10 protein-coding genes and 4 tRNA genes are annotated in these 13933 nt (G+C 35.5%); all 14 read left to right on the forward strand.

Annotated elements, in window-relative coordinates:
- The 14 genes from B8T70_RS20085 (at position 1) to B8T70_RS20150 (ending at position 13741) form a co-directional block, all read left to right on the forward strand.
- Positions 1-74 (forward strand) — tRNA-Thr (locus B8T70_RS20085).
- A gap of 55 nt (positions 75-129) precedes the next feature.
- A tRNA-Tyr gene (locus B8T70_RS20090) sits at positions 130-210 on the forward strand.
- Between the two features lie 118 nt (positions 211-328).
- Positions 329-400, forward strand: a tRNA-Thr gene (locus B8T70_RS20095).
- 55 nt (positions 401-455) lie between these two features.
- Complete coding sequence (tuf, locus tag B8T70_RS20100) at positions 456-1643, forward strand: elongation factor Tu (protein ID WP_039111379.1); 1188 nt, start codon at positions 456-458, stop codon at positions 1641-1643.
- A gap of 59 nt (positions 1644-1702) precedes the next feature.
- Positions 1703-1773 (forward strand) — tRNA-Trp (locus tag B8T70_RS20105).
- 16 nt (positions 1774-1789) lie between these two features.
- The gene (secE, locus tag B8T70_RS20110) at positions 1790-1987 is read left to right on the forward strand and encodes a preprotein translocase subunit SecE (RefSeq protein ID WP_035619188.1); all 198 of its coding nucleotides are present in this window, start codon (positions 1790-1792) and stop codon (positions 1985-1987) included.
- A gap of 10 nt (positions 1988-1997) precedes the next feature.
- Positions 1998-2549, forward strand: a complete 552-nt coding sequence (gene nusG, locus B8T70_RS20115; RefSeq protein WP_039111377.1) for a transcription termination/antitermination protein NusG — start codon at positions 1998-2000, stop codon at positions 2547-2549.
- Positions 2550-2616: 67 nt separating this feature from the next.
- Positions 2617-3054 (forward strand): 50S ribosomal protein L11, encoded by a 438-nt coding sequence (gene rplK / locus B8T70_RS20120; RefSeq protein ID WP_035619182.1) that lies wholly within the window; start codon positions 2617-2619, stop codon positions 3052-3054.
- A 13-nt stretch (positions 3055-3067) separates the two neighbouring features.
- Positions 3068-3757 carry a 50S ribosomal protein L1 gene (rplA, locus tag B8T70_RS20125; RefSeq protein ID WP_039111376.1) on the forward strand — a complete coding sequence of 230 codons (690 nt, stop codon included), beginning with the start codon at positions 3068-3070 and terminating at the stop codon, positions 3755-3757.
- A gap of 22 nt (positions 3758-3779) precedes the next feature.
- On the forward strand, positions 3780-4280 hold the full coding sequence (gene rplJ / locus B8T70_RS20130; RefSeq protein ID WP_039111374.1) for a 50S ribosomal protein L10: 501 nt from the start codon (positions 3780-3782) through the stop codon (positions 4278-4280).
- A gap of 93 nt (positions 4281-4373) precedes the next feature.
- On the forward strand, positions 4374-4742 hold the full coding sequence (rplL, locus tag B8T70_RS20135) for a 50S ribosomal protein L7/L12 (protein WP_039111372.1): 369 nt from the start codon (positions 4374-4376) through the stop codon (positions 4740-4742).
- A gap of 263 nt (positions 4743-5005) precedes the next feature.
- Positions 5006-8818: a DNA-directed RNA polymerase subunit beta gene (rpoB, locus tag B8T70_RS20140; protein ID WP_039111370.1), complete on the forward strand. Its 3813-nt coding sequence runs from the start codon at positions 5006-5008 to the stop codon at positions 8816-8818.
- Positions 8819-9107: 289 nt separating this feature from the next.
- Positions 9108-13418 (forward strand): DNA-directed RNA polymerase subunit beta', encoded by a 4311-nt coding sequence (gene rpoC, locus B8T70_RS20145; protein WP_039111369.1) that lies wholly within the window; start codon positions 9108-9110, stop codon positions 13416-13418.
- An 11-nt stretch (positions 13419-13429) separates the two neighbouring features.
- The gene (locus B8T70_RS20150) at positions 13430-13741 is read left to right on the forward strand and encodes a DUF3467 domain-containing protein (RefSeq protein WP_039117576.1); all 312 of its coding nucleotides are present in this window, start codon (positions 13430-13432) and stop codon (positions 13739-13741) included.
- Positions 13742-13933: the final 192 nt, after the last annotated feature.

Consider the following 13933-nt stretch of genomic DNA (forward strand, 5'->3'; position numbering starts at 1 on the left):
GCCAGCGTAGCTCAGTTGGCTAGAGCAGCTGATTTGTAATCAGCAGGTCGTGGGTTCGAGTCCCTCCGCCGGCTCAAAATGTTTCAAATGCGATTTGAAATAGGTCATGCAAATATTGATAAAAAAAATGGGGAGATACTCAAGCGGCCAACGAGGGCAGACTGTAAATCTGCTGTGTGAACTTCGCAGGTTCGAATCCTGCTCTCCCCACAATTTTGATTTCAGATTAATGATTTCAGAATTTAGATTTCTGAAAGAGAAAATGAATTTGATTCAGTTTTTGTTTTTAATCTAAAATCAAGAGTCTAAAATTAAAAATTGAAACTCTGCCGGTGTAGCTCAGGGGTAGAGTGCTTCCTTGGTAAGGAAGAGGTCTCGGGTTCAATTCCCGACATTGGCTCAAGTAAGTAGGAAATTGAAAATTAATATATAACTAAGATTAAAAATTAAGTAAAATGGCAAAGGAGAATTTTAATCGTTCCAAACCGCACTTAAACATAGGTACAATTGGACACGTGGATCACGGAAAAACTACATTAACTGCAGCAATCACTAAAGTATTGTCTGATGCAGGTTACTGTCAAGCAAAATCGTTTGATCAAATCGACAACGCTCCAGAGGAGAAAGAAAGAGGTATTACAATTAATACATCACACGTTGAGTACGAAACTGCTAACCGTCACTACGCTCACGTTGACTGTCCTGGTCACGCGGATTACGTAAAGAACATGGTTACTGGAGCTGCTCAAATGGATGGTGCTATTCTTGTTGTTGCTGCTACAGATGGTCCAATGCCACAAACTCGTGAGCATATCTTATTAGGTCGTCAGGTTGGTATTCCAAGAATCGTTGTTTTCATGAACAAAGTGGATATGGTTGATGATGCTGAGTTGTTAGAGCTAGTTGAAATGGAAATTAGAGATTTATTATCTTTCTACGAGTATGATGGAGATAATGGTCCTGTTGTTCAAGGTTCTGCTTTAGGAGGATTGAATAATGATCCTGCTTGGGTTCCTAAAATTCTTGAATTGATGGAAGCTGTTGATGCTTGGATCGAAGAGCCAATCAGAGACGTTGCAAAACCTTTCTTGATGCCAGTTGAAGATGTATTCTCTATTACAGGTCGTGGAACTGTTGCTACAGGTCGTATCGAAACTGGAGTTGCTAATACAGGAGATCCTGTTGAAATCATTGGTATGGGAGCTGAAAAATTAACTTCTACTATTACAGGAGTTGAGATGTTCCGTAAAATCCTTGATAGAGGTGAAGCTGGAGATAACGTAGGTATTCTTTTAAGAGGTATTCAAAAAGAAGACATCAAAAGAGGAATGGTTATTTGTAAGCCAGGTTCGGTTAAACCACACGCTAAATTTAAAGCTGAGGTTTATATCTTGAAAAAAGAAGAAGGTGGTCGTCACACACCATTCCACAATAACTACCGTCCACAATTTTATGTTCGTACAACAGATGTAACTGGAGTTATTATGTTGCCAACGGGTGTAGAGATGGTTATGCCAGGAGACAACTTAACTATTGATGTTACTTTGTTAAGCCCAATCGCATTAAACGTAGGTTTACGTTTTGCTATCCGTGAAGGTGGTAGAACTGTAGGTGCAGGTCAGGTAACTGAGATTGTAGAGTAATTCTATAAAACAAATATAAAACCAGTAGCGGCTTCGCTGCTACTGGTTTTTTTTAATAAACGGGCGTAGTTCAAGGGTAGAATAGCGGTCTCCAAAACCGTTGATGGGGGTTCGAATCCCTCCGCCCGTGCAATAATAAATATATCATGACAAAAGTTGTTAATTACATATCAGAAGCATTCGAGGAATTGAAGTCAAATGTGACTTGGCCAGCTTGGGCAGAAGTACAACGATTGACAATTGTAGTAGCTGTATTTTCAGTTTTATTCGCTTTGGCAACTTGGGGAGTAGATGAATTTTTTGCAAAAGCATTGGCTGGATTTTTTAACTGGATAAAAGCGTAATTTTTTTGTAATGGCAGATAATAATGTGAAAAAGTGGTATGTCGTTCGAGCAGTAAGCGGACAAGAGAATAAAGTCAAAGCTTACATCGAAACTGAAATTGCCAGATTAGGTATGGGTGATTATGTCTCTCAGGTTTTAGTTCCTACTGAAAAAGTTGTAACTGTAAAAGAGGGAAAAAAAATAGCTAAGGATAAAGTATATTTTCCTGGATATGTTATGATCGAAGCCAATTTAGTTGGTGAAATACCTCATATTATTAAATCAATAACTAGTGTAATTGGTTTTTTAGGCGAAATTAAAGGTGGTGAGCCTGTTCCGCTTAGATTATCAGAGGTAAATAGAATGCTAGGTAAGGTAGATGAGCTGGCTGTTAATACAGATACACGTTCAATTCCTTTTAACCTAGGAGAAACAATTAAGGTAATTGATGGACCTTTCAATGGTTTCAATGGAACAGTTGAAAAAATCAATGAAGAAAAGCGTAAACTAGAAGTAATGGTTAAGATTTTCGGAAGAAAAACTCCATTAGAGTTAAGTTTTATGCAAGTAGAAAAAGTATAATTTTTGTTACATCTATAATAACCACTACAATTGCTTCCAATAATTGCAGTGTTAAATTTTTTAAAAAATGGCTAAAGAAATTAGTAAGGTAGTTAAACTACAAGTTAAGGGAGGTGCTGCGAATCCGTCGCCACCGGTTGGACCTGCTTTAGGAGCTGCTGGGGTTAATATCATGGAGTTCTGTAAGCAATTTAATGCTAGAACACAAGATAAACCTGGCAAAATATGCCCAGTACAAATTACTGTGTATAAAGACAAATCATTTGATTTTGTTGTAAAAACTCCTCCAGCAGCAGTTCAGTTAATGGAAGCTGCAAAGCTAAAATCTGGTTCAGGAGAGCCTAATCGTAAAAAAGTAGCTAGTGTTACTTGGGAACAAATTAGAGCTATTGCTGAAGACAAGATGCCAGACTTAAATGCGTTCACTATGGAGTCTGCAATGAGTATGGTCGCTGGAACAGCTAGATCTATGGGTATAACTGTATCAGGAGATTCTCCTTTTTAATTAAGAGAAAGACATGGCAAAATTGACAAAAAAGCAAAAAGAGGCTGCTTCAAAAATTGAAAAGAACAAACTATACTCTTTGAAAGATGCAGCTGCATTAATTAAAGTTATAGCTTCTGCAAAATTTGATGAGTCTGTTGATATCGCAGTGCGTTTGGGTGTAGATCCAAGAAAAGCGAATCAAATGGTTAGAGGTGTAGTAACATTACCTCACGGAACTGGTAAAGATGTAAAAGTATTAGCATTAGTTACTCCAGACAAAGAAGCGGAAGCTTTAGCAGCAGGAGCAGACTATGTAGGTCTTGATGATTATTTACAAAAAATAAAAGATGGTTGGACAGATGTTGATGTTATCATCACTATGCCAGCTGTAATGGGTAAATTAGGTCCATTAGGTCGTATTTTAGGACCTAGAGGTTTAATGCCAAACCCTAAAACAGGTACTGTAACTATGGATGTTGCAAAAGCTGTTCAAGAGGTTAAAGCTGGTAAAATTGACTTTAAAGTTGATAAAACTGGTATCGTGCACGCAGGAATTGGTAAAGTTTCTTTTGGAGCTGAACAAATTTATGACAACGCACACGAAATTATTCAAACATTAATCAAACTTAAACCAACTGCTGCTAAAGGTACCTACATTAAAGGTATTCACCTTACAAGCACTATGAGTCCTGCGATTGCATTGGACCCTAAAGCAGTATAATTGGTAGTTAATAATTTTTAGTATGACTAGAGAAGAAAAATCAATCGCGATTGAAGATTTAACTGCACAGTTAGCTGGTACAAATATTATTTATGTATCTGATATTTCTGGATTAAACGCAGAAACAACTTCAAACTTGAGAAGAGCTTGTTTTAAAGCAGGTATTAAATTAGAGGTTGTTAAAAATACTTTGCTTGCAAAAGCAATGGAAGCTTCTGCGAATGACTATGGTGATTTACCTTCAGTATTGACAGGAAATAGCGCTATATTTATTTCAGATGTTGCAAATGCACCTGGAAAAATTATCAAAGATTTCCGTAAGAAATCTGATAAACCAGTTTTAAAAGGAGCGTATATTAATTCAGAAGTTTACATTGGAGATGATCAATTAGATGCGTTAGCAACTATCAAATCTAAAGAAGAGCTTCTTGGAGAACTTATTGGATTACTTCAATCTCCAGCTCAAAGAGTTATCTCTGCTTTACAAAACCAATTCGCAAACAGCGAAGAGGCAGAAGCATAATAACTATAAATGCGAGGGAGCTTATTTCCTTGCTGCTTAAATAGCGCACAATAAATAATTATATTTTACAAATCATTTTAAACGATAGAAAAAATGGCAGATTTGAAACAATTCGCAGAACAATTAGTTAACCTAACAGTTAAAGAAGTTAACGAATTAGCAACAATATTAAAAGACGAGTATGGTATTGAGCCTGCTGCTGCAGCTGTTGTAGTTGCTGCTGGTGGTGATGTAGCTGCTGAAGAAGCACAAACTGAATTTACAGTTGTATTAAAAGAAGCTGGTGCTTCTAAATTAGCTGTAGTTAAATTGGTAAAAGAACTTACAGGTTTAGGTCTTAAAGAAGCTAAAGATGTAGTTGATAGTGCTCCAAGTAACGTTAAAGAAGGTGTTTCTAAAGAAGAGGCTGAAGGTCTTAAAAAATCATTAGAAGAAGCTGGAGCTGTAGTTGAGCTTAAATAATTCAACTCAGTTTTAAGAACTAGGTTTAGGTCTTGAGTTATCTCAATGGCCTAAACCATTTTTCGTATAATAAAATATAACAAGTTTTATTATCAAATAGTTTAAAATACGAAAAAGTTTTTGATCAATACGAAGAAAAAAAATTAAACAGAATTGTGTCAGTTTATTTTTAAAGATGTATTGATTATAATAAGAAAGTATAGATTAAACAGTGTGTTTTTACACAAAAAATTACTTTTTTTTAATCAAAATTTTGTCCATTGATGATAACAAATCAGACTGAAAGATTGAATTTTGCCTCTACAAAAAATATTCCTGTATATCCAGATTTCCTAGATGTTCAGGTTAAATCTTTTAAAGATTTTTTTCAATTAGAAACTAAATCTGACGAAAGAGGCAACGAAGGGTTGTACAACACCTTCATGGAAAACTTTCCAATCACAGATACAAGAAATAACTTTGTATTGGAGTTCCTAGATTATTTTGTTGATCCACCACGTTATACAATTCAAGAATGTATAGAGAGAGGTCTTACTTATAGTGTGCCCTTAAAAGCTAGGTTAAAACTATATTGTACTGATCCAGAACACGAAGATTTTGAAACTATTGTACAAGATGTTTATCTTGGAACAATACCTTATATGACTCCAAGCGGTACTTTTGTTATCAATGGTGCTGAGCGTGTAGTAGTATCTCAATTACACCGTTCTCCAGGGGTTTTCTTTGGTCAATCATTCCACGCAAATGGAACAAAACTTTATTCTGCCAGAGTAATTCCTTTTAAAGGTTCTTGGATAGAATTTTCTACAGATATTAATAGCGTAATGTACGCTTATATCGATAGAAAGAAAAAATTACCTGTTACAACTTTATTCCGTGCAATTGGATTCGAAAGAGATAAGGATATCCTTGAAATTTTCGACCTTGCTGAAGAAATTAAAGTTTCTAAAACAGGAATTAAAAAATATATTGGAAGAAGACTTGCTGCACGTGTATTAAACACTTGGCACGAGGATTTCGTAGATGAAGATACTGGTGAGGTAGTTTCTATCGAACGTAACGAAATCATCCTTGATAGAGATACTATTATCGACAAAGATAATGTTGAAGAAATCATCGATTCTAACGTTAAATCTATTTTGTTACATAAAGAGGATAATAATCAAGCAGATTATGCTATTATCCACAATACATTACAAAAAGATCCAACAAACTCTGAAAAAGAAGCTGTTGAGCACATTTACCGTCAGTTGCGTAACGCAGAACCGCCTGATGAGGAAACTGCTCGTGGTATTATAGATAAATTGTTCTTCTCTGATCAACGTTATAACTTAGGTGAAGTTGGTCGTTATAGAATGAACAAAAAACTTGGTTTAGATATCCCAATGGAAAAGCAAGTGCTTACCAAAGAAGATATCATTACCATTGTAAAATATTTGATCGAGTTAATCAACTCTAAAGCAGAGATTGATGATATTGATCACTTATCAAACCGTCGTGTTAGAACAGTTGGAGAACAATTGTCTCAACAATTCGGTGTTGGTTTAGCGCGTATGGCTAGAACTATTCGTGAGAGAATGAACGTTAGAGATAACGAGGTGTTTACACCAATTGATTTGATTAATGCTAAAACATTATCATCAGTTATCAACTCTTTCTTTGGTACTAACCAGTTATCTCAATTTATGGATCAAACGAATCCACTAGCTGAGATTACGCACAAGAGAAGATTATCTGCACTTGGACCTGGTGGACTTTCTAGAGAAAGAGCTGGTTTCGAGGTACGTGACGTTCACTATACGCATTACGGACGTTTATGTCCAATTGAAACTCCAGAGGGACCAAACATTGGTTTGATTTCATCTCTTGGTGTTTATGCTAAAGTTAACGGAATGGGTTTCATCGAAACACCTTACCGTAAAGTAACTAACGGTGTTGTAGATCTTGAAACTACTCCAGTATATTTAAGTGCTGAAGAAGAAGAAGGAATGATGATTGCACAAGCAAACATCGAAATGGATGCAACCGGAAAAATTATTGCTGATAACGTAATTGCGCGTCAGGAAGGTGATTTCCCAGTAATCGAACCAACTCAGGTAGATTATACAGACGTTGCTCCAAATCAAATTGCTTCTATTTCTGCATCTTTGATTCCTTTCTTAGAGCATGATGATGCGAATAGAGCCTTGATGGGATCAAACATGATGCGTCAGGCAGTACCTTTAATTCGCCCTGAAGCTCCTATTGTAGGAACAGGTTTAGAGCGTCAGGTTGCGTCTGATTCTAGAGTATTGATTAATGCTGAAGGTGATGGAACAGTAGAATATGTTGATGCAAACATCATTACTATTAAATACGATCGTTCTGAAGAAGAAAGAATGGTTAGTTTTGAGTCTGATGAAAAAACATATAATCTAATTAAATTTAGAAAAACCAATCAAGGAACAAGTATTAACTTGAAACCAATCGTTAAGAAAGGTGATAGAGTTGCACTTGGTCAGGTATTGTCAGAAGGATATGCTACACAAAATGGAGAATTAGCTTTAGGTCGTAACCTAAAAGTTGCGTTCATGCCATGGAAAGGATATAACTTTGAGGATGCGATTGTAATTTCTGAAAAAGTAGTTCGTGATGATATCTTTACGTCAATTCACGTAGATGATTATTCATTAGAAGTTAGAGATACAAAATTAGGTAACGAAGAGTTAACTAATGATATTCCTAACGTTTCTGAAGAAGCTACTAAAGATTTAGATGAAAACGGTATGATTAGAATTGGAGCAGAGGTTAAGCCTGGCGACATTCTTATCGGAAAAATTACTCCAAAAGGAGAATCAGATCCTACTCCTGAAGAGAAATTGCTTCGTGCAATCTTCGGTGATAAAGCAGGTGATGTTAAAGATGCTTCATTAAAAGCTTCTCCTTCTTTACATGGTGTAGTTCTTGACAAAAAATTATTTGCAAGAGCCGTAAAAGATAAACGTAAACGTACACAAGATAAAGATGCTTTAGGCGCTTTAGAAATGGAATTTGAAACTAAATTTGTTGAATTAAAAGACAGATTGGTTGAAAAATTATTCTTGATCGTTAACGGTAAAACATCTCAAGGTGTAATGAATGATTTGGGTGAAGAAGTTTTACCAAAAGGTAAAAAATATACTCAAAAAATGCTTTATGCTGTTGAAGATTTTGCTCACTTAAGTAAAGGTCAATGGGTTGCTGATGATGCTACTAATAAAATGGTTAATGATTTAATTCATAACTATAAAATTAAGCTGAATGACTTACAAGGATCTTTAAGAAGAGAGAAATTCACTATTACTGTTGGAGATGAATTACCAGCTGGAATCTTGAAATTAGCAAAAATTTATATTGCTAAAAAACGTAAGTTGAAAGTAGGGGATAAAATGGCAGGACGTCACGGTAACAAAGGTATTGTTGCAAGAATCGTTCGTCATGAAGATATGCCTTTCCTTGAAGACGGAACACCTGTAGATATCGTATTGAATCCACTTGGGGTACCATCTCGTATGAACATTGGTCAGATTTATGAAACGGTTTTAGGTTGGGCTGGACAAAATTTAGGTAGAAAATTTGCTACTCCAATTTTTGATGGTGCTACTTTAGATCAAATCAATGAATTGACTGACGAAGCAGGAATACCAAGATTCGGTCATACATATTTATATGATGGAGGAACTGGAGAACGTTTCCACCAAAGAGCAACTGTAGGTGTAATTTACATGTTGAAATTAGGACACATGGTAGATGATAAGATGCACGCACGTTCTATCGGACCATACTCGTTGATTACTCAACAACCACTTGGAGGTAAAGCTCAATTTGGAGGTCAGCGTTTTGGAGAGATGGAGGTTTGGGCACTTGAGGCTTATGGAGCATCAAGTACACTACGTGAAATCTTAACTGTTAAATCGGATGACGTTATTGGTAGAGCTAAAACTTACGAAGCAATCGTTAAGGGAGAGTCTATGCCAGAACCAGGTTTACCAGAATCATTCAATGTATTGATGCACGAATTGAAAGGTCTAGGACTTGATATTCGTCTAGAAGAATAAATATAAGTTATCAGTCACAGTCTCAGTATTCAGTTCAACGCTGAAAACTGGGACTGAAACTGTTTACAAGAATTAAAGTTTTTAAGATTTATACCCGTAACCCGTTCCGATTTTTTATAATAATGCAAGGCATTTTATAACTAGCGCTTCAAAAAATGAGTTTGAAGTTTAGAGAAGTAACCCGAGGTAGCAGCGTAATGATTTAACTCTTTTATAAGGTAACTTTTAAAAGATGTAGATTATAATCTAAAATCAATTTTTAATAGCAAATAAATCAATAGTAAAAACTATGATGAATAATAGAAATAATAATAAAGATAAAAATCCAGTTAAAAGATTTAATAAAATCTCTATTGGATTGGCTTCACCAGAATCTATCTTGAAAGAATCAAGAGGAGAGGTTTTAAAGCCAGAAACAATAAACTACAGAACTCACAAACCAGAACGTGACGGACTTTTTTGCGAAAGAATCTTCGGACCTGTTAAGGATTTTGAATGTGCTTGTGGTAAATACAAAAGAATTCGTTACAAAGGTATTATATGTGACCGTTGTGGTGTTGAAGTTACTGAGAAAAAAGTACGTCGTGATAGAGTAGGACACATCAACCTTGTTGTGCCTATTGCTCATATCTGGTACTTCCGTTCTCTTCCTAATAAAATTGGTTATATCCTTGGACTTCCTTCTAAGAAATTAGATATGATTATTTACTACGAAAGATATGTAGTAATTCAAGCAGGTATTGCTAAAAATGCAGATGGAGAATCTTTACAAAGATTAGACTTTTTAACTGAAGAAGAATATTTAAATATTTTAGATTCTCTTCCTCAGGACAATCAATATTTAGATGATTTTGATCCTAATAAATTTGTTGCCAAAATGGGAGCAGAGTGTATTATGGATTTATTAGCACGTATCGACTTAGATGAGTTATCTTACCAACTAAGACACAGTGCTAACAATGAAACATCTAAACAACGTAAAACAGAAGCATTAAAAAGATTACAAGTAGTTGAGTCTTTCCGTGAGTCTAACTTAAACCGCGAAAACCGTCCAGAATGGATGATTATGAAAGTGGTTCCAGTTATTCCACCAGAATTACGTCCGCTTGTGCCACTTGATGGAGGTCGTTTTGCAACTTCAGATTTAAATGATTTATACCGTCGTGTAATCATCCGTAACAACCGTTTGAAAAGATTAATGGAGATTAAAGCTCCAGAAGTTATCTTAAGAAACGAAAAACGTATGTTACAAGAATCTGTAGATTCATTATTTGATAACACTCGTAAAGCTTCTGCAGTTAAAACAGAATCAAACAGACCATTAAAATCATTATCAGATTCATTAAAAGGTAAACAAGGACGTTTCCGTCAAAACCTTTTAGGAAAACGTGTGGATTATTCTGCTCGTTCGGTAATTGTTGTTGGACCGGAATTAAAATTGTTCGAATGTGGTATCCCTAAAGATATGGCATCTGAGCTTTACAAGCCTTTCGTTATCCGTAAATTGATAGAAAGAGGTATTGTTAAAACGGTAAAATCTGCTAAGAAAATTATAGATAAAAAAGAGCCTGTAGTTTGGGATATCCTTGAAAATGTAATTAAAGGTCACCCAATTTTACTGAATCGTGCTCCTACGTTACACAGATTAGGTATCCAGGCATTCCAACCAAAATTAATTGAAGGAAAAGCAATCCAATTGCACCCGTTAGTTTGTACGGCATTTAATGCCGATTTTGATGGGGATCAAATGGCGGTACACTTACCATTAGGACCAGAGGCTATTTTGGAAGCTCAATTATTAATGTTGGCTTCTCACAATATCTTGAACCCTGCTAACGGTGCGCCAATTACTGTACCTTCTCAGGATATGGTCTTGGGTCTATACTATATGACCAAAGAGCGTCTTTCTACTCCAGATCATAAAATTTTAGGTGAAGGCTTAACTTTTTACTCTGCAGAAGAAGTGAATATTGCATTAAATGAAGGAAGATTAGAATTGAATGCTTCAGTGAGAATTAGAGCAAAAGATTTTAATGAAGCTGGAGAATTAGTGTATCAGATTATTAAAACTACCGCTGGTCGTGTATTGTTTAATGAAGTGGTACCAGAAGCTGCAGGATACATAAATGATGTATTGACTAAGAAAAACCTTAGAGATATTATTGGACACGTTTTAAGCGCTACCAATGTACCTATGACGGCTGCCTTCTTAGACAATATGAAAGATATGGGGTATAAATTCGCATTTAGAGGAGGTTTATCATTCTCTCTTGGTGATATTAGAATTCCAGAACAAAAAACAAAATTAATTGCAGATGCCAGAGAGCAAGTTGAAGGTATTTCTGTGAATTATAACATGGGTCTTATTACTAATAACGAACGTTACAACCAAGTTATTGACGTATGGACTTCTGCAAATGCTCAATTAACTGAGTTAGCAATGAAAAATATTAGAGAAGACCAACAAGGTTTCAACTCGGTATATATGATGCTTGACTCTGGGGCGAGGGGTTCTAAGGAACAGATTCGTCAGTTAACTGGTATGCGTGGTTTGATGGCTAAGCCTAAAAAATCTACTGCTGGTGGTGGTGAGATTATTGAAAACCCGATTCTTTCTAACTTTAAGGAAGGTCTTTCTATCCTTGAGTACTTTATCTCTACTCACGGTGCTCGTAAAGGTCTTGCGGATACGGCTCTTAAAACTGCCGATGCTGGTTACTTAACTAGAAGATTACATGACGTTTCTCAAGATGTTATTGTTAACATTGAGGATTGTGGTACTCTTAGAGGTGTTGAAGTTTCTGCATTGAAAAAGAATGAGGAGATTGTAGAATCATTAGGAGAAAGAATTTTAGGACGTGTTGCATTACAAGATGTAATTAATCCTTTAACTAGTGACTATTTAGTTAGATCTGGTGAGCAAATCACAGAAGCTATAATGAAAGCGATTGAAGCTTCTCCAGTAGAGAAAGTTGAAGTTCGTTCTCCATTAACTTGTGAAGCGCTTAAAGGTATTTGTGCTAAATGTTACGGTAGAAACTTAGCTACTGGTAAAATGACTCAAAGAGGAGAAGCGGTTGGAGTAATTGCAGCTCAGTCTATTGGAGAGCCAGGTACACAGTTAACATTACGTACTTTCCACGTTGGAGGGGTTGCGGGTGGTATTTCTGAGGAGTCTAGCATCGTTACAAGATTTAACGGTAAACTAGAAATCGAAGATTTAAAAACTGTTAAAGGTGAGGATAACGAAGGTAACTCAGTTGATATTGTAGTTTCTCGTTCTACCGAATTGAAATTAATTGATGAAAGAACAGGTATCTTATTAAGTACAAACAACATTCCTTACGGTTCAAGTATCTTTGTTAAAGATGGTCAATCGGTTGTTAAAGGTGATGTAATTTGTAAATGGGATCCATATAATGGAGTTATCGTTTCTGAGTTTACTGGTAAAATTGCTTACGAAGATTTAGAGCAAGGACAATCGTTCATGGTTGAAATTGATGAGCAAACAGGATTCCAGGAAAAAGTAATTTCTGAATCTAGAGCTAAAAAATTAATCCCAACTTTATTGGTTTACGGTAAAGAAGGTGAATTGATTCGTTCTTATAACTTACCTGTTGGAGCCCACTTGATGGTTGAAAATGGTGAGAAAATTAAAGCTGGTAAAGTATTGGTAAAAATTCCACGTCGTTCTTCTAAATCAGGAGATATTACTGGAGGTTTACCAAGAATTACAGAGTTGTTAGAGGCTCGTAATCCTTCAAACCCAGCTGTAGTTTCTGAAATTGATGGAGTTGTTTCTTTTGGAAAAATCAAAAGAGGTAACCGTGAGATTGTTATCGAATCTAAATTTGGTGACATTAGAAAATACTTGGTTAAATTATCAAGCCAAATTCTAGTTCAGGAGAATGACTTCGTTAGAGCAGGTGTACCATTGTCAGACGGTGCTATTACTCCAGACGATATTTTAAGAATTCAAGGTCCAGCTGCTGTTCAACAGTACTTGGTAAATGAAATTCAAGAGGTATACCGTTTACAAGGGGTAAAAATCAATGACAAACACTTCGAGGTTGTTATTCGTCAGATGATGCGTAAAGTAAGAGTACAAGATCCAGGTGATACTTTATTCTTAGAAGATCAACTAATTCATACTAAAGATTTCATCGTTCAAAACGATAAATTATACGGAATGAAAGTTGTTGAAGATGCTGGAGATTCTAGCGTATTAAAAGCGGGTCAGATTATTTCTCCTCGTGATTTACGTGATGAAAATTCATTATTAAAACGTACAGATAAAAATCTAGTTGTAGCTAGAGATGTAATTACTGCAACTGCAACGCCAGTTTTACAAGGTATTACAAGAGCTTCGCTACAAACTAAATCATTTATTTCTGCTGCTTCTTTCCAAGAAACAACTAAAGTACTTAACGAAGCTGCAGTAGCAGGTAAGGTAGATTACTTAGAAGGATTGAAAGAAAATGTAATTGTTGGACATAGAATTCCTGCAGGAACAGGTATGAGAGAATACGATCATACAATTGTAGGTTCTAAAGATGATTACAATGAAATGATGGCTAATAAAGAAGAATATATTTATTAATTTAGGAAACTATGAGTAATCCGAATCAACAACAAGAGCAAATTAATATTGAGTTAGATGAAAAAATCGCTGAAGGAATTTATTCTAATTTAGCAATTATCAATCATTCTTCTTCAGAATTTGTTTTAGATTTTGTAAGCATTATGCCAGGTATTCCTAAAGCCAAGGTAAAGTCAAGAATTGTCTTGACACCACAACATGCTAAACGATTGTTAAGAGCAATTGGTGAAAATATTCATCGTTTTGAAACCGCTCATGGCGAAATCAAAGAAACGGAACAAGCACCAATACCGCTTAACTTCGGTCCAGCAGGACAAGCATAATTTAAATAAAAAAGCTCCAGAAATGGAGCTTTTTTTATATAAGAGAATTTGTGATTTATGTTTTAATCAAAAAAGGCCTCTTGAATTTATTCTAGTATGTACTTTATCCGATTTTAATTCGCTTTATCGATTAAATTTCGCCTTGAGCGCACATTTTTTTAACTTGCAAGTTCCTAAAATTGAATACTCGAG

This window comes from Flavobacterium sp. AJR, from assembly GCF_002156885.1.
Taxonomy (GTDB): domain Bacteria; phylum Bacteroidota; class Bacteroidia; order Flavobacteriales; family Flavobacteriaceae; genus Flavobacterium.

Bases quoted from the DNA above. Each gene is read 5' to 3' on its own strand.
- rpoB (WP_039111370.1), top strand. From the start codon at position 5,006: ATGATAACAAATCAGACTGAAAGATTGAATTTTGCCTCTACAAAAAAT.
- rplJ (WP_039111374.1), top strand. From the start codon at position 3,780: ATGACTAGAGAAGAAAAATCAATCGCGATTGAAGATTTAACTGCACAG.
- rpoC (WP_039111369.1), top strand. From the start codon at position 9,108: ATGATGAATAATAGAAATAATAATAAAGATAAAAATCCAGTTAAAAGA.
- rplK (WP_035619182.1), top strand. From the start codon at position 2,617: ATGGCTAAAGAAATTAGTAAGGTAGTTAAACTACAAGTTAAGGGAGGT.
- secE (WP_035619188.1), top strand. From the start codon at position 1,790: ATGACAAAAGTTGTTAATTACATATCAGAAGCATTCGAGGAATTGAAG.
- rplA (WP_039111376.1), top strand. From the start codon at position 3,068: ATGGCAAAATTGACAAAAAAGCAAAAAGAGGCTGCTTCAAAAATTGAA.
- tuf (WP_039111379.1), top strand. From the start codon at position 456: ATGGCAAAGGAGAATTTTAATCGTTCCAAACCGCACTTAAACATAGGT.
- nusG (WP_039111377.1), top strand. From the start codon at position 1,998: ATGGCAGATAATAATGTGAAAAAGTGGTATGTCGTTCGAGCAGTAAGC.
- rplL (WP_039111372.1), top strand. From the start codon at position 4,374: ATGGCAGATTTGAAACAATTCGCAGAACAATTAGTTAACCTAACAGTT.
- B8T70_RS20150 (WP_039117576.1), top strand. From the start codon at position 13,430: ATGAGTAATCCGAATCAACAACAAGAGCAAATTAATATTGAGTTAGAT.